The following is a 17,002-nucleotide window of genomic DNA, read 5'->3' on the forward strand; positions in this document are numbered from 1 at the left end:
AAACTTTCGTAGAGAAAGCTATAATCACAATTTATCGATAAATTGTTGATGTTTTCGGATTTTGAGTCTACTCTTTTCGAAGATGCGCTCCCAAAGGGGCCGAAAGAACGCACCTGGAGGCGCATCCCGACGGGCAAGACCCGCTTCCTAGAGGAGACTATCATGCTGCAATCACGTATTCTGACCCGCGCCGGCCTGAGCCTGGCAGCTGCCGCCGCCTTCAGCCTCGCAGGCTTTACCGCTGCATCCGCCGAAACCAAGTGGGACATGCCGACTCCCTATGGTGACGGCAACTTCCATACCCAGAACATCGCCGCCTTCGCTGACGAAGTGAAGGAAAAGACGGGCGGTTCCCTGGTGATCCAGATTCATTCCGCCGGCTCGCTGTTCAAGCATCCTGAAATCAAGAATGCCGTGCGCAAGGGCCTCGCGCCGATCGGCGAAGTGCTCGTGTCGCGCCTCTCCAACGAAGACCCTGTCTTCGGCGTCGACTCCGTGCCGTTCCTGGCGCCCTCCTACGACCAGGCCTGGAAGCTCTACCAGGCAGCCAAACCGGCCATGGAAGAAAAGCTCGGCGAACAGGGCCTTCAGCTTCTCTACTCCGTGCCGTGGCCGCCCCAGGGCATCTATGCCAAGAAGGAGGTTTCCGAAATCGGTGACCTCAGCGGTCTGAAGATCCGCGCCTACAACGCGGCAACCGAGCGCCTGGCCATTCTTGCCGGCGGCGTGACGGCTCAGATCGAAGCCCCGGACATTCCGACCGCTTTCTCGACCGGTCGTGTCGATGCCATGATTACCTCGCCTTCCACCGGTGCCAACTCCAAGGCATGGGACTTTGTGAGCCACTATCACGACACGCAGGCCTGGCTGCCGAAAAACATGGTGTTCGTCAACAAGTCCGCCTTCGATGCCCTGAGCGATGCGGAAAAAGCGGCCGTTCTCGAAGCTGCGGCAACTGCTGAAAAGCGCGGTTGGGAAGCCTCCAAGGTGGAAACCAAGTCGAAGACGGAAGTTCTGGCCGAAAACGGCATCACTGTCGTCCAGCCGTCCAGCAAGCTGATCGAGGAACTTGCGGCTATCGGTGAAACCATGGCCGCCGAGTGGCAGGCCGAAGCCGGCGATACCGGCGCGGCCGTCCTCGAAGCCTACAAGAACTGAAACAACGACGCCGGGCCAAATGCCCGGCGTCTTCTTATCAGTTGCTGAAAGCAAGCGTGACCCGGACCAAACTACCTGGCGGCAGTCTCAGGACCGCGTGCAAGGTGGATGACAAAAGGCGTTTCTTCGGTCATCCCGGGACCTTCGCCACCTGCCTGAAGGCCTACGACCGCCGCTGGTGAAGGACGATGCATGCGCTGCCCCGACGGCAGGCGATTGCGGACCGGTCGAACGATCAACTACACATAAAACTTGCTCATACCGGTGGGGGAAGCCGATGCGAAAGGCTTTGAATACTCTCTATCAGGCGGCCACGGCCCTTGCCGCATGCTGTCTGCTAATCATCGCCACGCTCGTAGCGCTGCAGGTGCTCGGTCGTATTGTCGATTACCTGATGACATCTGCGGGGCTTGAACCGTTCAGGTTTCAGGTGCCATCGCTTGCCGAAATCGCCGGTTTCCTGCTTGTCGGGGCGTCCTTTCTGGCTCTGGCGGGAACGCTGCGCAACAACGACCACATTCGCGTGTCCATGCTGCTTCAGGCGGTTCCCGCCGGGGTGGCGCGCCTTCTCAACATCTGGGTAATTGCGATCGCCTTTGCACTGGCGTCGTTTTTCACTTGGAACGCGGCTCAGCTTGCACTCGACAGCTACAAGTTCAGCGAAACGTCCTACGGCGTCATTCCTGTTCCATTGGTCTACCCGCAAGCGGTGATGACCCTCGGACTGCTGGTCTTCACCATTTCCCTGCTCGATGATCTGATCGTTGCGCTGACTGGTCGGGAACCGAGTTTCGAAACGGTCGTCAAGGCCGACGCGATCGAGGGGAAAGAATAATGGACCTCTCTGTGATCGCCATATTGCTGGGTCTGGGAATGCTGGCGGCGCTGGCCACCGGGATCTGGGTAGCCGTGGCACTTTTCTCCGTTGCGCTGGCTGCGATGATCTTGCTGGTTTCCGTGCCCGCCGGCACCGTCATGGCCACCACGGTCTGGGGAGCCGCCAATTCCTGGGACCTGACGGCCCTGCCGATGTTCATCTGGATGGGCGAGATCCTGTTCCGGTCACGTCTGTCGGAGGACATGTTCGCCGGCCTGTCGCCATGGATGCGCAATCTGCCGGGCCGGCTGCTCCACGTGAACATTCTCGGTTGCGGCATCTTTGCGGCCGTTTCCGGTTCGTCGGCGGCCACGACCGCCACCATCGGCCGCATGTCGCTGCCGGAACTGAAGCAACGCGGTTATGACGAGCGCATGGCGATCGGCACGCTCGCGGGATCGGGCACGCTGGGCCTGCTGATCCCGCCGTCGATCATCCTGATCGTCTACGGCGCGGCAACCGAGCAGTCGATCGCACGTTTGTTCATGGCCGGTGTTCTGCCCGGTGCTATGCTGTGTGTTCTCTTCATGGGCTATGTTGCGATCTGGGCCCTCTTGAACAGGCAGAAGATGCCCGCGCAGGAAGACACCATGCCCTATGGGGCAAGGCTCCGGGCGACCCTGCGGCTGCTTCCGGTCATTGGCCTGATCATCGGCATCATCGGATCCATCTATGCCGGGCTTGCCTCGCCGACCGAGGCTGCCGCCATCGGCGTGATGCTGTCCCTGCTGCTTTCCTGGGCGAGCGGTACACTCAACCGGCAGAGCTTTACGGAAGCGCTGATGGGCGCAACCCGAACCTCCTGCATGATCGCGTTCATCCTGGCCGGAGCGGCTTTCCTGACCGTGGCCATGGGCTATACCGGCATCCCGCGGGAACTGGCGGCCTGGATCGGCTCCATGAACCTTTCGCCCTACGCGTTGCTGATCGCGCTGACGCTGTTCTTCGTCGTGCTGGGCTGCTTCCTGGATGGAATCTCGGTCGTGGTTCTGACCACCTCGGTCATCCTGCCCATGGTCGAGCAGGCCGGCATGGACCTGATCTGGTTCGGCATCTACCTGGTTCTGGTGGTGGAAATGAGCCAGATCACGCCGCCGGTCGGCTTCAACCTGTTCGTTTTGCAGGGCATGACCGGGTACAACATCTTCAAGGTCGCGAAGATGGCCCTGCCATTCTTCCTGCTGATGATCGTGGCTATTGTGCTGATCGTGGCGTTCCCGGATCTGGCCCTCTGGCTTCCGCAGGCCATGCAGGGCGGATAGCGCAACTTGCGTTCGGCCTCGGTCCGGACTAAGTGCTCTGAACTTGAATGTCCGCCTGGCACGTGCAATCCAAACGGAGCGCATGTGCCGGGTGGTTTCGCCAATCGTTCTGGAGACTGGATGTGACCGACAAGACGGAAAAGAATGCCGAACTTCCCATCGGTCCTGTCGTCTCGGCCGCGCACCTGGCATCCGGTGCCATGCCGGCGCTCTCGGAGATCGAGTTCGCCGTGACGATGATGGTCAATGCCTATCACCGCTGGATGGTGCGTTGCATGGCAGCCAGCGGCTCGGAAGGCCTGGGCCCGCTTGATGTGCTTGTGCTGCATTCGGTCAATCATCGGGGCCGCGCCAAGACCCTGTCCGACATCTGCCTGGTGCTCAACATCGAGGACACCCACACGGTGACCTACGCCCTGAAGAAGCTTGAAAAGGCGGGACTGATTTCGTCCGGGCGCCGGGGCAAGGAAAAGACCGCGGAAATCACGTCTGAGGGGGAAACGGCCTGCCTGGAATACAGGCGCCTGCGGGAAGCCCTTCTGGTGAAGCCGATGAAGGCGCTGGGCCTTGATGAGGGCGAATTGTCCAGGCTGGCCGCGACGCTGCGTCTTGTTTCCGGCAATTACGACCAGGCCGCCAGGGCCGCTGCCGCCATGTAGCCGTTCGAGTGCGGGGCATCCTTTTTGCGTTGTATGCTACAAGATTTCTTGTAGTATCGAATTATGAAGGATCAGGATGCCATTGCCGTGCTCGGCGCGCTCGCACAGGATGATCGTCTGTCGGCGTTCCGGTTGCTGATGAGCGCGGGACCGCGGGGCATGCCGTCCGGAACCATCGCCGAGCGCCTCGATATTCCTCCGACCCGCATGTCGTTTCATCTGACGACCCTGGAACGTGCCGGTTTGCTCAGCACACGCAGGGACGGACGGCACATCCACTATGCGGTCGACCATGAGAGGATGAGGCATCTGCTCGCCTTTTTGGTCGAGGACTGCTGTGGCAACAATCCCGCTGTTTGCGGCTTCCCATCAGACGTATTTTCCAAGCCTGCGGGCTTTAGACAGGACACAACCATGACCATCACCATCTACCACAATCCCAAATGCGGCACGTCCCGCAACACGCTGGAAATGATCCGCAGGACCGGCGAGGAACCGAAGGTCATCGAATACCTGAAGACACCTCCAGGCCGGGACGAGCTGGTCGACCTGATCGGCCGCATGGGGATTTCCGTGCGCGATTTGCTGAGGCAGAAGGGGACGCCCTACGACGACCTGGGACTTGGCGAGGACAAATGGTCGGACGACGAGCTGATCGACTTCATGGTGGAGCATCCCATCCTGATCAACCGGCCGATCGTTGTCTCGGACAAGGGCGTGCGCCTGTGCCGGCCGTCTGAAAGGGTCATGGATCTCCTGCCGGGCGATATCGGTTCCTTCACCAAGGAAGACGGCGAGGTCGTCGCTTCAGGGTCTGCAAATGGGTGACGCAGAATTGGATCTGAGCGGCCTGAGGAATGTTTCCCCGGAGGACCTGCGGCCGATAACCGGCGAACGTGTGCAGGCACCGGACGATCTTTCCCATCCGCCGCGCATCCTGTTGCTGTACGGATCCTTGCGCGAACGGTCCTACAGCCGCTTTCTGGTTCTCGAGGCACAGCGCCTTCTTGAGGCCTTCGGAGCGGAGACGCGGATCTTCGACCCTGCGGGACTGCCTTTGCCGGACGACACCGGCGCCGACCATCCCAAGGTCGTGGAACTGCGGGAAATGTGTGCCTGGTCAGAAGGTCAGGTCTGGTGCTCCCCGGAACGGCACGGAGCCATGACGGGCGTGATGAAATCGCAGATCGACTGGATCCCGCTCAGCGTCGGCGCCATTCGTCCGACGCAGGGAAAGACACTCGCGCTGATGCAGGTTTCGGGCGGGTCGCAGTCCTTCAATGCCGTCAACCAGATGCGTGTCCTCGGTCGCTGGATGCGCATGGTGACCGTTCCCAACCAGTCTTCGGTGCCCAAGGCCTACCAGGAATTCGAGGACGACGGCCGCATGAAGCCATCCGCGCTCTATGATCGTGTCGTGGATGTCATGGAAGAGCTGATGAAATTCACGCTTCTGGTGCGCGGCCGGTCCGAGCATCTGGTCGACCGTTATTCGGAACGCAAGGCGGATCGCCTGAAGCAGCAGGAGGCGCGCGAATCCGTCCTCGAGGCAAGCAATTGACGTCTGCTCGGCTCAGCCTGTCGATCTGAAGGGAGCAGGTGCTCCGGCTTCCGGGGAAGCCTCCTTGCCGACGGAGCCCTGGTCCGGCTCTTCGCCCATGGCCCTGGCGCCTTGGGCGAGCTTTGGGGCAAGCTTGATCTTTGGCGGCGTGGTCACCGTTTTGGACGCGTTTCCAAGTTGCGGAAACCAGCGGCCTCCGGAGGTGTTCAGCGGAAAAACCGGATAGGCGTTTTCGTGTTTGGCAACGGAATCGGGTTTGCCGAACATGTAACCCTGCACCAGATCACAGCCGGCAGCGCTCAAGAGGATTGCCTGTGCCTCGGTTTCCACCCCCTCCGCGGTGATCGTGACGTCAAGAGAGCGGCCGAGGCCGACGATCGATGTCACGATGGCATCCGTGCTCGTATCCTTGCCAAGATTGTGAATGAATGTCTTGTCGATCTTGATCTTGTCGAAAGGGAACAGGCTCAGATAGCTCAGGGACGAATATCCGGTGCCGAAATCGTCCATGGCGATCGAAACACCCATGTCCCGGATCTGCCTGAGCGTCTCGATCACGGCTTCGGTGTTGGAGATCAGCAGGCTTTCGGTGATCTCGATTTCAAGCCTATGTGGATCGAGCCCGGAGGTCTGCAGGGCCTGGGCCACGCGTTTTTGGGTCTCACCCGCGATGAACTGGGCCGGTGAGACATTGACCGCGACGCGGCGGCTTGTGTCCGGCCAGAGCGCGGCCTCGAAACAGGCATGGTTGAGTACCCATGTCCCGATTTCCTCTATGAGCCCGGTGTCTTCCGCGATCGGAATGAAAACATCCGGCCGGACCATGCCCTTTGTCGGGTGGTTCCAGCGGATCAGGGCCTCATAGCCTTTGAGGGTTCCGTCCTTCAGGGCATATTGCGGCTGATAGAGGAGCTTGAACTGGTCGAACTTGAGCGCCTTGACCAGACCTTCCTCGATTTCCTTGCGTTTCTGAGCTTCCGCGTCAAGGCCGGGCGTGTACCAGGAGAAGGTCGAACGCCCGCTGTGTTTTGCTCGATAAAGAGCCAGGTCTGCGCAATGCAAAAGACGTGAAGCGCGCCAGGACCCGTCCGTCGCGCGCGCAATGCCGATGGACAGCGAGATCTTGATGTCCTTGCCGTCGATCGTGCAGGGGGCGTCGGTTGCCGCGATCATGTCCGCGGCAAGCCGGGTCATTCGGCCCGGATCGGAAACGGAGGTCAGCATGACCGCGAATTCGTCGCCGGACAGCCGGGCAACAAGGTGGTTGCCAAACACGGCCTTCAAGCGTTCGCCGACGATCTGAAGAAACACATCGCCGATGCCGTGGCCGTGGGTGTCGTTGATGTCCTTGAACTTGTCGACGTCAATCAGCATGACGCCGATATTGGAAGCCTTTGCCTGGGCCAGCCGAAGGGCTTCCGTCAGCCGGGCATTGAAGACCGCCCTGTTCGGCAGGCCGGTGAGCGTGTCATGATGGGCCAGAAACTGTATGTCGCGATTGGTGCGGACCTGGTCGTAGAACCGCATCCAGAGCAGGATCCCCGCAAAGACAAACGAGACCAGACAGAGAACGCCGATTGCCGCGCTGATCGACCAGACCAGCGGCCTCAGGCTGATCAGTATGTCGCGTTGGGTCACCAGCAGCAGCAGGCCCGGGAAATTTGCCTCCGCTTCTGCCGGCCGATAGGCAACGAGCGCATTGGGGCCAAATGTGCCCAATAGGGTCATGTCCGGGATCGCCACAAGCGGTTTGCCCTCGTTCAAGGCCGCATTCGCGAGGGCAACAGTTTTAGGTGAACGCAGCAGGCCGGTCTTGTTCCAGGGGATGTCCTCCAGGGGCGTGGCGCCAGGGTGCTTGTCGGTCCCGCCCGACGGGAGGACCATGGCGGCATCCACGATCGCCGACATCTCGTTCTTCCGGTTGAACAGGGCTTTCAGGGCGTCGAGCTCCTGCCGGGGGAAAGCCGCTTGCTCATCCCTGTCGTGCGTCAGACGCAGTCCGGGTACGCTCTGCAGAGGTGCCGCCCGGCTTGCCGCGGCATGCAGTGCTTCGTCCAGCGCTGTTTCATGGGCCAGAAAGTCCTGTTCAAGTCCCCTGACGACCAGCCAATGGGTCAACAGGCGGTTGCTCGCGAAAACTCCCAGCGCCAGCATCAGGACCAGCGACATGGATATGAAAAAAATAACAATGTTGCTTCTGACCAGGGGGATTGCCATCCGGTGAGGCGCCATTTTGCGAACACATGTCCGAAGAAGGTAGGTCTAATTCCTTTAACCATCATGAATCGCGGCTTAAATTCGAGGGTCCGGAAGGCGTTCAGGACTGCCGGACAGGTCCCTGGGAGCCTGGTGGAAGACACGCTGCGGCCTAGTCAAACCCAAGACAGCCCGATAAAAGTCTAGGCAATTGATGATTCACGGTGTTCACGGCAGGCGCCTGCCTGATTTTCCACGCGGCCCGGATGGAGCTGATTTGTGAGTGTCTGGAGCAATCTCGGGGCTATTGTAAGCTCGATCGGAACCGGTGGCGCCCAGATGGTGGATCGTCTGGTGCAGCTTGTGCTTGCGCGGCCGGAAGGAACCAGCAGCGTCGGCTTCACGGTGGCAATGATTGCCTTGTCCGCAAAGATGGCAAAGGCCGACGGCGTGGTGACCACCGACGAAATTCTGGCCTTCCGGGAGCTGTTTGACGTTCCGCCCAATGAAGAGCGCAATGTTGCCCGTCTGTTCAACCTGGCTCAGGAGGATATTGCCGGCTTTGACGTCTATGCCAAGAAACTTGCGGATCTGTTTCCCTACGACCGGAAGACCCTGTTCGACATCCTGGATGGCCTTTTTCACATTGCGAAAGCTGACGGAGTCGTCCACGAAAGCGAAATAGGCTACCTTTCGAAGGTGGCCGAGGTCTTCGGGATCGACGATCGCGAATTCGCGAAGGTTTTGGCCAGGCATGTGCGCAAGGACGGAAATCCGTACGAGGTGCTGGGCCTGGGGCCGGAGGCCGGTGATGCGGAACTGAAGGCCCATTACCGGCGCGAGGTCCAGGAAACCCATCCTGACCGGCTGATTGCGCGGGGTGTTCCGGAGGAGTTCGTCCGGATCGCCAATGATCGTCTGGCCGCACTGAACGAAGCCTGGGCAAAGATCTGTGCGGAAAGAGGCCTATGAGCGTAGCGACCGATACGGGCGTAAAAGCGAGAATTCATCCTTCGCCCAATCATGGCCAGCGGGCCCAGGGCGCACCGATCGACATGGTTGTCCTTCACTACACGGGCATGCCGACCGCGGAAGAAGCGCTTCGAAGACTGTGCGACCCGCGCACGGAAGTCTCGGCCCATTATTTCGTCGACGAGGACGGATCCATCCTGCAATGCGTTCCAGAGTCGCGCCGGGCCTGGCATTGCGGGCGGAGCTTCTGGAAGGGCGAGAGCGATGTCAACTCCCGCTCCATCGGCGTCGAAATTGTCAATCCGGGCCATGAACACGGCTACCGTGCGTTTCCGGACGCGCAGGTTGAAGCCGTTATCGCGCTTGTGCGCGACATCTGCGACCGCCACGGCATTCATCCGTGGATGGTCCTCGCACATTCCGACATCGCCCCGGACCGCAAGGACGACCCGGGCGAGCTGTTTCCATGGGGCCGGCTGGCGGCGGCAGGGATCGGTCTGTGGGTTGAGCCCTTTCCGCTGGGCGGAGGGGTCCTGATGCAGGAAGGTGATGCCGGCCAGCCGGTGGAGGCTTTGCAGTCCATGCTGGCACTGTATGGCTACGAAATCGATATCAACGGCAATTTCGATCTCAGGACCCGGCAGGTCGTAACCGCGTTTCAACGGCATTTCCGGCAGGAGAAGGTCGATGGAGTCGTCGACGAATCCACCATCGAGACGCTGAACACCCTGCTCAGAAGTCTGCCGACTCTGGGGTCCCGGTCTTAGTCAGCAAATGCGGTCTGTCGACTTCTGCGCCTGTTGCCGGCCCGGATTGCCGCCTTGTGCTGTCGGTATTCCGCTAACAGCTGGCCGTGAATACGCACGGTCCGGAGATTTTGTTCCCGCACTGCAACATATTCGTCGAATGATTTGCCGGCAGGGGCCACAGTCTTTCTCGGGAGGGCCCATCAATCGTCAAATTGCCTGCCTTATTTCGCCATAAACTACAGTTTCTGACAGTTATTCGCATGAAATTCCGGTAATGTTCTGTAATAAATTGAAATAATTCGTGATTGTATAGCGCCCATTTTCGTCCCATAGCTCCGTCATTTCTCCGCCCCGACTTCAACGTAACCAAAACCAAAAAGGGCTGGACTGAATGTTACGGTCATTGAACAAACTGACTGGGGCGCTTTGCCTTTTCGCCTATGCAACGACGCTTGCCGCACCGGCGGCCATGGCGGTTGGATCAGGATCCGATCCGATCCTGCACGTGATCGACACGAGCAAACAGGCCGAGGCAGCCGACGAGAAACGGTCGGTCGGAACCGGCAATGAACCGATCCTGCATGTCATTGATGCCGACAAGCAGGCCAAGCCTGCCAAAAATTCGAAAACGGCAGCTGTGACGCGCAAGGCATCGGCCAAGAACTCCAGGTCTGCGAGCAAGCGCTCCCAGGCCGTCAGCAACGACAAATACGTGTCGCTGATCCGAAAGGCCGCGGCCAAGCACGGTGTGCCGGTCAAGATCGCCAAGGCGGTTGTTGAAGTTGAGAGCAACTTCAATCCGGGTGCACGTGGCAGCGCCGGTGAAGTCGGGCTGATGCAGATCAAGCCGGCGACGGCGCGGGGCATCGGCTATCGTGGCTCCACCCGGGCCCTCTACGATCCGGCAACCAACCTGGAATGGGGCATGAAATATCTTGCCGGTGCGCACAAGCGCGCAGGCGGTGATCTTTGCGGCACCATCCTGCGCTACAATGCCGGTCACTACGCCAAGCGCATGAACCCGGTGAGCCGGCGCTACTGCTCCAAGGTCAAGCGGATCCTGGCTTCCCGCTGACAACGACAAAAGGCGGTCCGTGTCGTGGGCCGGAAAACCCCGCTGGAGTTCCAGCGGGGTTTTTTGTTGCCTGCGTGACCTCGCCGCTCAGGCGAATTTCCTGCGCGCAGCGGGAACAGACGCCGGAACCGGCGTCTTCTCCGGAACGTCCGGAGCGGCGAGAGGCTGGCCAAGTGCGGTGACAACGGGCACGACGCCGGCCCAGACATCCGTCCCGAGGTCCTCCTTGTCGTCCACCGGGCCTCCGGTGCGCACCTTGGTGCTGATATGCTCGATGTCGAAGACCAGCACGCCGGTCGCCTTGAGCTCCGTGGCCGTCATCTGCCGGCATTCGTCCCAGCGGCCCGGCAGAAGATGATCGGTGATCGCGGCCAGGGCCCTGGTTTGCAAGTCCGGGTCTTCGACCACACGGGCAGTCCCGTGCGCGATGGCGCAGCGATAGTTCACCGAATGGTGGAAGCCGGAACGGGCGACCACAAACCCGTCGATCATGGTCACTTCCAGACAGGCCGGCACGCCGCCGCCATTGGCCTTGACGATCCGCGTGGAGCTCGCGCCATGGATGAAGAGTTGGTCGTCGATCCGCGCATAGGCCATGGGAATGACCATGGGCCGGTTTTCGTGAATGAAACCGACATGCGCAACCATGCCCGCATCCAGGATTTCATAGGCGAGGCTGCGGTCATAGTTCCCCCGTCTCATTTGCCGGATCTTCGCATAACGCGGCAGGTCCGCTGTCTGCCGCTTTTCAATTGAGGACATGACTGTCTCCGCTCGGGTATCTGACTTGTGCTTTGCTGTTTCGGCGATAAATTGGTTCCATGAAAGAGCCGGTTTTGAAAAAATGACAGATCCAGTTGCGCCGGAAGGCATTCTGACCCTCGACAGGTCAGGTGACGTGCCGCTTACCGAGCAGATTTACCGTGGTTTTCGCGAGGCGGTGCGTGCGGGGCTTTTGCCGTCGGGCACCAGGCTGCCGTCGACACGGCGGCTGGCGGAGTCGCTGGAAGTCGCCAGGAACACCGTCAACACCGCCTATGACCTTTTGCAGGCTGAAGGTGTCATTACGATCCGGGGCGGTGCTGCCCCGCGGATCGCGGAAGGCCTGCTTCCGGAGGGAGCCGGGACGGTCGCGGCAACCAGTGCCGCCGGTCCCGCACTTTCGAAGCGGGGGCGGCTGATATCCGCCAATTTGCGCGGTGAGGGCTGGTACCTGAAACCCGGCGCCTTGCAACCGGGCGCCCCGGCCCTGGACAGCTTTCCCTATGAGGAGTGGGCGAGATGCCTGCGGCGCGCAGCGAGGCACGAGCGCAGCAACGACCTGCTGTACCACAACTACAGCGGTCTTGAGATCCTCAAACAGCAGATCGTGAGCCGTCTCGCCTCCGAACGGGGCGTGCGCGCCACGCCGGAACAGATTCTGATCACCAGTGCCACGCAGGCAAGCCTGGCTCTTCTGGTGCAGGTGCTCACCGATCCCGGCGACGAGGTCTGGCTCGAGGATCCGGGGTATCTGGGAGCACGGACGGCGTTCCATGGTGCGGACCTGAAGATCAGGCCCTTGCCGACGGACGGCGAGGGGGCGGATGCGTCATCAATGGCGGCCGGTTTGCCGTCGCCAAAAATGATCTATGTCACGCCGTCTCATCAATATCCGTTGGGCGTTCGCATGCCCCTTTCCCGCCGGCTTGCTCTCCTGAAGGCGGCACGGGCGGCCGGTGCGGTGATCCTGGAGGACGACTACGACAGCGAATTCCTGTTTTCCGGCAGGCCCGTCGCCGCACTCTACGGCCTTGTCGAAGAAGGGCAGGCAATCTATCTGGGCACCTTCTCCAAGAGCCTGCTGCCGGGATTGCGGATCGCCTATTGTGTCGTTCCCAAGCATCTGGCGGCCCCCTTGACGCAGCTCATGCGCAACATGGGGTGCTCGGCCAATGTGCAGGCGCAGGCGGCGCTGGCCTGGTTCATGGACAGCGGCGCCTATCGGAAACATCTCAAGCAGATCCGCGAAATCTACCAGGAGCGCGGGAGCCTGCTTGTCGACGTGTTCAAGCGGCGCCTGGGCAACCAGCTCGAAGTCGTGCCACCGACAGGCAATGTCCAGGTTGCCATGACCTTTCGTGAGCCCGTCGACGATATTGCCGTCGCCAAAGCCATGCAGGAGAAGGGATTCGCGGTGTCCGCCCTGAGCAATTGCTATCTGGGTGAAACCCGCAAGGCGGGACTCATTGTCGGGTTTGCCGGAGCCACCAGGGACCAGATCGACCGGGGTGCCGATGCCCTGGCGGCTCTCCTGCCGCGGCATGTCACGGGATAACGGACAGTGGTTCGGCGACGCGGCTGAAAAACGAACGGGGCCGGGATGACTTACCATCCCGGCCCCGTGATCCGTTCATTCAGTGCGGGATCAGGCCGCCCGCACCTTGGTCAGGAAGTCCTGCATGGCGACGCGAAGCGTGTTGGACTGGTCGTGCAATTCGCTGACGGCGCTGTTCATTTCGGTGCTCAGGCTTGCGGTCTCGCCGGCGGCCGTGCTGACTTCCGAGATGGACCGGGACACGCCCTCGGTTCCCTGAGCGGCTTCGGAAACACTGCTTGCAATTTCGGTGGTTGCCTGGTTCTGCTCCTCGGCGGCCTCCGACATGGCCATGGTGTTTTCCGAGATCTTCTGGACCATTCCGGCGACGGACCCGGTTGCTTCCGTGGACGCGTCGGCCGCCTGGCGCATTTCACTGATCTGACGGTCGATCTCTTCGGTTGCCTTCGACGTCTGTTCGGCCAGGGCCTTGACTTCGGACGCCACGACCGCAAATCCCTTGCCCGCTTCCCCGGCACGGGCGGCCTCGATGGTCGCGTTCAGGGCCAGAAGATTGGTCTGTTCCGCAATATCGGTAATCAGCTTCGTGACATCGCCGATGCGGGAGACCACCTGCTGCACGGTCTCCACGGCATCGTTGGAGCGTCCCACCTCCGTCTCGGCGGCCTGGGCGATTTCCGAGGAGGACCTGACCTGTTCCGTGATCGCACGGATGGAGGCGGACAGTTCCTCCGTTGCGCTCGCGACGGTGTTGACGTTGGTGGTGGCCTGCTCGGCCGCCGCGGAAACGGACAGCGCCTGCTCCGTGGTGTTGTTGGCGATGGTCGAGAGCGATCCGGCGGAACCGTGAAGTTCATCCAGCCTCGAGATCATGCTGTTGCAGATGTTGAGAACGGTGGATTCGAACTCGTTGGCGACTTTTTCCATTTCCTCGCGCTTCATCCGCTCGGCGTTTTCCCGTTCGGCCGCTGCGGCCTCTTCAAGTTCCTTGGTGCGGATCAGGTTGTCACGGAAAACGGCGAGCGCCTTGCCGAACAGTCCGATTTCGTCGCCGCGCGTGCCGGTTTCGATGCTCTGTGAGGTATCTCCCGTGGCGAGTTTTTCCGTAACGGTCGCAAGACGCGAAAGGGGGGCCGAAACGGCAACGTGATTGATGAAACCGAGAATGGCGGCCAGCACGGCCAGCACGAGAGCACTGGCGATGGCAACGACCTGAACCGTGTTCATGGCAGCGTTCTGGGCGATCATGGATTGCTCGCGTTCCGCGCCAACCGCTGCAGCAAGTTCATTGCTTTTCTGTTGCACGGCCGCCAGAAGTCCGGAACTGTCCGGCGTCAGGTCGATGGCCCTTGCCATGTCGACCGTTTCCGGGGTGCGCATCAGTTCGATCTGCCTTTGCGCAATCCTGGAATGCCACGTTTCCCAGCTGCTCTTCAGAGCCGCGACGTGATCGCTGAATTCCGGAACGCTTGCCTTGACCTGGGCATCGACCTCGGCAAATTGATCCTGGATTTCGCCATTCAGGTTTTCGGATTTTGTCAGCAGGTCCCGGTTCCCGGTCAGCAGAAAGGACTTGACGGCAAGTGCCTGTCCCGCGATCCGCTCCGTGAGCGTCGCGGTTTCCGCGCTGAGATCGGACAGGGCGCTGGCTGTCTTGACTTCCTGAAGAGCCGAGTGGGTCTGGTACGCGCTGACACCGCCGGCGACGGCGCCAATCAGGGCAAGGGTCAGGAAACCCGCGGCGATTTTTTTGCTGACAGAGATGTTGTTGAACATGGTTCTTCTTCTCAAGAATGCGGGCCTTGGCGGCGCATGAGTTCGGTCAGGTTGAACTCAATTGTGGCGGCGCCGATCGGCTTTCCGGTATCCGGATCCGTAACGGTCATGTTGACCTGGGCGCGCCAGATCTTCCTGTCTTCATCCCATTCCGCTTCATCGATGAAGACAGCGTCCGCTCCGTTGGGGAAGGTTTTCTGGAACTTGCCTTCGTCGCCCTGCCAATAGTCGCTTGTGATCGAACTTTGCCCGACATTCAGGCCATTGGCATCCATCACGAATATTTCCGGATAAAGCCCGAGCGATCCGGCCTGAACGCGGAGCAGGTAAACGGACAGCGGGGCGGAGAGTGTCGCGGAAATCAGGGGCTTGTCGGACGCTTCCCGTTCGCTGCGCCATTGCTTGTCAAGTGCGTCAATATCCGCCTGGGACAGGGAGCCGCGCAGGTCATTCTGGGTATTGATCGAGAGCGCGACGATCGGGTTGGACAGCCATGCGCCAACCGTCTTGATCGCATCTTCCGTAATCACGGATTTGGGATCCGGTGCCGGTTCTGCGGCAAACGCAGAAACGCTCAGCAACAGGGCGGGGAAAAAGACACGCCATCGGGCCATTGTGTGCTCCATTGATTGTGGAGCTAAACTTGGCATCTTGAGATTAATCTTGGTTTAATACTCAAAAAAAACTAATAAGCAGTTTTATACCTGTCATTTTTTAGGAGTCTCTTTTTGGTATAGGTGATTTCCCTTAGGTATTATTTTCGGAATGTCTTGCGTGAATGGTCGGGCTGCCGCGCGGCATGGGCCCGCGGTTTCAAGGTTTTCCACTCCCGGAACAGCTTGAGGGGGTTCGTCACTTGACGGCCGGGGCACACCCGGCATGCAATTGACACATGCACGACTGGACAAGCCGGGAGCCAAGCCCGGAGCGAGGGGGACGAAATGGCCAATGGAAACTTGAAGGGGCGTACCGCTCTTGTAACAGGTTCGGTTCAGGGGATCGGCCTGGCGATTGCTCTGAAACTTGCCGAGGCCGGTTGCCGGGTCGCGGTCCACGGACTCGCGTCGGCTGAGGACAAGGCGCGCGCGCTGGCGGCCGTCAAGGCTGCGGGTGCCCCCGAAACGCGGTTTTTTGAGACCGATCTCCGCGATCCATATGCCATCGACGCGATGATGGAAAAAGTCGAGCAATGGGGCGGGCCCGATATTCTCGTCAACAACGCCGGCATTCAGCAGACCGCGCCGATCGCCAAGATGCCGCAGGTCACATGGGACGCCATCCTCTCGGTCAACCTGAGTGCGGCGTTCCACACCATGAGGCGGGCCCTGCCGGGCATGGCGGAGCGTGGCTACGGCCGTGTTATCAACATTGCGTCCGTGCACGGGCTGGTGGCTTCGGTAAACAAGGCGCCGTATGTCGCTTCGAAATTTGGACTGGTGGGCCTGTCCAAGGTTGCCGCCCTCGAATATGCCGCGGCCGGCAGCAGGGACAGTGGTGGTGTCACGGTGAACTGCATATGCCCCGGGTGGACCGAGACCGAACTGATCCGGCCGCAAGTCGAGGCGCGGGCGGAGGAGTTCGGTGGAGATCGCGACAAGGGGATTGCCAGCCTCCTTTCCGAAAAACAGCCGAGTATGCGCTTGTCGGATCCTTCGGAAATCGGGGAAGCGATCATCTGGCTCGCAAGTCCGCTCGCACACAATGTGACCGGGATCTCCCTGCCGATCGATGGAGGCTGGACAGCGCAGTGAAGGGAGCGGTTCCACAATCGGACGCGATGTCGGAGGGGGCGGTTCTCGGCGAGTTTGCCGATTGGCTATCGGGGCGTGGCGTTCCGCGGGACTCTGCCGAGCGGCTCCTGGAACACGCAAGTGTCGTGCCGCACGCGGCCGGCAGACGCCTGTTCGCGGCGGGAGAGGTGCCAAATACACTCTATTTCGTCGTCCGCGGCCTCGTCCGTTTCTATTACCTGACGCCGGATGGCAAGGAGTTCAACAAGAACTTCGTGGCTTCCGGGAGCGTGGTCACCAGCCTTGGATCCTTTCTGGAAGGCAGCCCGTCACCCTTTTTCACCGAAGCGCTCGAAGACTGTGTGTTCGTGACCTATCCCATGGAATTGGCACGGCAGTTGAAGGAAACCGACATCGTCTGGGAGCGGCTGGTCAACGGGTTCATCACGCAACTGGCCCTGAAGAAGGAGCGGCGTGAAGCGTCGTTTTTGCTGGACAGCGCAATGGCTCGCTACGAAGCGTTCCTGACCGACTTTCCGGAGATCGCCCTGCACGTGCCGCAATACCACATCGCCTCCTACCTGGGCATCACGCCTGTGGCCCTGTCCCGGATCAGGGCCCGTCGCGCGGGCCATGGCGTTCTTAACCCGGGTTAATGCGCGGCATCGGT

At 60.5% G+C, this 17,002-nt stretch carries 16 protein-coding genes and 1 pseudogene; 13 read left to right on the forward strand and 4 right to left on the reverse strand.

All coding sequences use genetic code 11. The annotated features are described in order from the left end of the window. Positions 1 to 162 precede the first annotated feature (162 nt). The 7 genes and pseudogenes from O6760_RS16820 (at position 163) to arsH (ending at position 5,517) form a co-directional block, all read left to right on the forward strand. On the forward strand, positions 163 to 1,158 hold the full coding sequence (locus O6760_RS16820; protein WP_269580870.1) for a TRAP transporter substrate-binding protein: 996 nt from the start codon (positions 163 to 165) through the stop codon (positions 1,156 to 1,158). A 277-nt stretch (positions 1,159 to 1,435) separates the two neighbouring features. Next, a complete protein-coding gene (locus O6760_RS16825) occupies positions 1,436 to 1,993 on the forward strand; it encodes a TRAP transporter small permease (RefSeq protein WP_269580871.1) in 558 nt (185 codons plus the stop codon). Beyond that, the gene (locus O6760_RS16830; protein ID WP_269580872.1) at positions 1,993 to 3,297 is read left to right on the forward strand and encodes a TRAP transporter large permease; all 1,305 of its coding nucleotides are present in this window, start codon (positions 1,993 to 1,995) and stop codon (positions 3,295 to 3,297) included. The genes O6760_RS16825 and O6760_RS16830 overlap by 1 nt, the downstream gene beginning before the upstream one ends. Before the next feature lie 200 nt (positions 3,298 to 3,497). Next, positions 3,498 to 3,956, forward strand: a complete 459-nt coding sequence (locus O6760_RS16835) for a winged helix DNA-binding protein (RefSeq protein ID WP_442969928.1) — start codon at positions 3,498 to 3,500, stop codon at positions 3,954 to 3,956. Positions 3,957 to 4,094: 138 nt separating this feature from the next. Continuing rightward, a pseudogene (locus O6760_RS16840) lies at positions 4,095 to 4,211 on the forward strand (winged helix-turn-helix domain-containing protein); the annotation flags it as partial. Between the two features lie 159 nt (positions 4,212 to 4,370). Continuing rightward, positions 4,371 to 4,784 carry an arsenate reductase (glutaredoxin) gene (gene arsC, locus O6760_RS16845; RefSeq protein WP_269586293.1) on the forward strand — a complete coding sequence of 138 codons (414 nt, stop codon included), beginning with the start codon at positions 4,371 to 4,373 and terminating at the stop codon, positions 4,782 to 4,784. Continuing rightward, the gene (arsH, locus tag O6760_RS16850; RefSeq protein WP_269580874.1) at positions 4,777 to 5,517 is read left to right on the forward strand and encodes an arsenical resistance protein ArsH; all 741 of its coding nucleotides are present in this window, start codon (positions 4,777 to 4,779) and stop codon (positions 5,515 to 5,517) included. Before arsC ends, arsH begins: the two co-directional genes overlap by 8 nt. A 12-nt stretch (positions 5,518 to 5,529) precedes the next feature. Here the strand turns inward: arsH and O6760_RS16855 are convergent, their stop codons facing one another. After that, on the reverse strand, positions 5,530 to 7,734 hold the full coding sequence (locus O6760_RS16855) for a putative bifunctional diguanylate cyclase/phosphodiesterase (RefSeq protein WP_269580875.1): 2,205 nt from the start codon (positions 7,732 to 7,734) through the stop codon (positions 5,530 to 5,532). Between the two features lie 258 nt (positions 7,735 to 7,992). Between O6760_RS16855 and O6760_RS16860 the strand changes: the two genes are divergently transcribed. The 3 genes from O6760_RS16860 to O6760_RS16870 all read left to right on the forward strand — a co-directional run bounded on the left by O6760_RS16860 (position 7,993) and on the right by O6760_RS16870 (position 10,509). Beyond that, positions 7,993 to 8,685, forward strand: a complete 693-nt coding sequence (locus O6760_RS16860) for a molecular chaperone DjiA (protein WP_269580876.1) — start codon at positions 7,993 to 7,995, stop codon at positions 8,683 to 8,685. After that, complete coding sequence (locus O6760_RS16865) at positions 8,682 to 9,452, forward strand: N-acetylmuramoyl-L-alanine amidase (RefSeq protein WP_269580877.1); 771 nt, start codon at positions 8,682 to 8,684, stop codon at positions 9,450 to 9,452. The genes O6760_RS16860 and O6760_RS16865 overlap by 4 nt, the downstream gene beginning before the upstream one ends. Positions 9,453 to 9,903: 451 nt before the next feature. Further along, positions 9,904 to 10,509, forward strand: a complete 606-nt coding sequence (locus tag O6760_RS16870; RefSeq protein ID WP_269586294.1) for a lytic transglycosylase domain-containing protein — start codon at positions 9,904 to 9,906, stop codon at positions 10,507 to 10,509. Positions 10,510 to 10,596: 87 nt separating this feature from the next. On the opposite strand, the gene O6760_RS16875 is transcribed toward O6760_RS16870, so the two are convergent. Beyond that, positions 10,597 to 11,271 carry a pyridoxamine 5'-phosphate oxidase family protein gene (locus O6760_RS16875; protein WP_269580878.1) on the reverse strand — a complete coding sequence of 225 codons (675 nt, stop codon included), beginning with the start codon at positions 11,269 to 11,271 and terminating at the stop codon, positions 10,597 to 10,599. Between the two features lie 82 nt (positions 11,272 to 11,353). Between O6760_RS16875 and pdxR the strand changes: the two genes are divergently transcribed. Then, positions 11,354 to 12,826: a MocR-like pyridoxine biosynthesis transcription factor PdxR gene (pdxR, locus tag O6760_RS16880; RefSeq protein WP_269580879.1), complete on the forward strand. Its 1,473-nt coding sequence runs from the start codon at positions 11,354 to 11,356 to the stop codon at positions 12,824 to 12,826. 90 nt (positions 12,827 to 12,916) lie between these two features. Here pdxR and O6760_RS16885 read toward each other — a convergent pair whose 3' ends face one another. Both O6760_RS16885 and O6760_RS16890 read right to left on the reverse strand, forming a co-directional pair. Further along, positions 12,917 to 14,602, reverse strand: a complete 1,686-nt coding sequence (locus O6760_RS16885; protein ID WP_269580880.1) for a methyl-accepting chemotaxis protein — start codon at positions 14,600 to 14,602, stop codon at positions 12,917 to 12,919. A gap of 11 nt (positions 14,603 to 14,613) precedes the next feature. Continuing rightward, a complete protein-coding gene (locus tag O6760_RS16890; protein WP_269580881.1) occupies positions 14,614 to 15,216 on the reverse strand; it encodes a hypothetical protein in 603 nt (200 codons plus the stop codon). A gap of 327 nt (positions 15,217 to 15,543) precedes the next feature. Here O6760_RS16890 and O6760_RS16895 point away from each other — a divergent pair, with 327 nt between their 5' ends. After that, a complete protein-coding gene (locus O6760_RS16895; protein WP_269580882.1) occupies positions 15,544 to 16,353 on the forward strand; it encodes a 3-hydroxybutyrate dehydrogenase in 810 nt (269 codons plus the stop codon). After that, entirely contained in the window at positions 16,350 to 16,988 is a 639-nt protein-coding gene (locus tag O6760_RS16900; RefSeq protein WP_269580883.1) for a Crp/Fnr family transcriptional regulator, read from the forward strand. The genes O6760_RS16895 and O6760_RS16900 overlap by 4 nt, the downstream gene beginning before the upstream one ends. The last annotated feature ends 14 nt before the right edge of the window (positions 16,989 to 17,002 follow it).

The sequence above is a fragment of the Roseibium sp. Sym1 genome (assembly GCF_027359675.1).
Classification (GTDB): Bacteria; Pseudomonadota; Alphaproteobacteria; order Rhizobiales; family Stappiaceae; genus Roseibium.

What these genes read in the sequence shown, in the direction of transcription:
- pdxR (WP_269580879.1), top strand. Translation starts at nt 11,354, where the DNA reads ATGACAGATCCAGTTGCGCCGGAAGGCATTCTGACCCTCGACAGGTCA.
- O6760_RS16870 (WP_269586294.1), top strand. Translation starts at nt 9,904, where the DNA reads ATGGCGGTTGGATCAGGATCCGATCCGATCCTGCACGTGATCGACACG.
- O6760_RS16895 (WP_269580882.1), top strand. Translation starts at nt 15,544, where the DNA reads ATGGCCAATGGAAACTTGAAGGGGCGTACCGCTCTTGTAACAGGTTCG.
- arsC (WP_269586293.1), top strand. Translation starts at nt 4,371, where the DNA reads ATGACCATCACCATCTACCACAATCCCAAATGCGGCACGTCCCGCAAC.
- O6760_RS16890 (WP_269580881.1), bottom strand. Translation starts at nt 15,216, where the DNA reads ATGGCCCGATGGCGTGTCTTTTTCCCCGCCCTGTTGCTGAGCGTTTCT.
- O6760_RS16820 (WP_269580870.1), top strand. Translation starts at nt 163, where the DNA reads ATGCTGCAATCACGTATTCTGACCCGCGCCGGCCTGAGCCTGGCAGCT.
- O6760_RS16830 (WP_269580872.1), top strand. Translation starts at nt 1,993, where the DNA reads ATGGACCTCTCTGTGATCGCCATATTGCTGGGTCTGGGAATGCTGGCG.
- O6760_RS16835 (WP_442969928.1), top strand. Translation starts at nt 3,498, where the DNA reads ATGCCGGCGCTCTCGGAGATCGAGTTCGCCGTGACGATGATGGTCAAT.
- O6760_RS16855 (WP_269580875.1), bottom strand. Translation starts at nt 7,734, where the DNA reads ATGGCAATCCCCCTGGTCAGAAGCAACATTGTTATTTTTTTCATATCC.
- O6760_RS16875 (WP_269580878.1), bottom strand. Translation starts at nt 11,271, where the DNA reads ATGTCCTCAATTGAAAAGCGGCAGACAGCGGACCTGCCGCGTTATGCG.
- O6760_RS16885 (WP_269580880.1), bottom strand. Translation starts at nt 14,602, where the DNA reads ATGTTCAACAACATCTCTGTCAGCAAAAAAATCGCCGCGGGTTTCCTG.
- O6760_RS16865 (WP_269580877.1), top strand. Translation starts at nt 8,682, where the DNA reads ATGAGCGTAGCGACCGATACGGGCGTAAAAGCGAGAATTCATCCTTCG.
- O6760_RS16825 (WP_269580871.1), top strand. Translation starts at nt 1,436, where the DNA reads ATGCGAAAGGCTTTGAATACTCTCTATCAGGCGGCCACGGCCCTTGCC.
- arsH (WP_269580874.1), top strand. Translation starts at nt 4,777, where the DNA reads ATGGGTGACGCAGAATTGGATCTGAGCGGCCTGAGGAATGTTTCCCCG.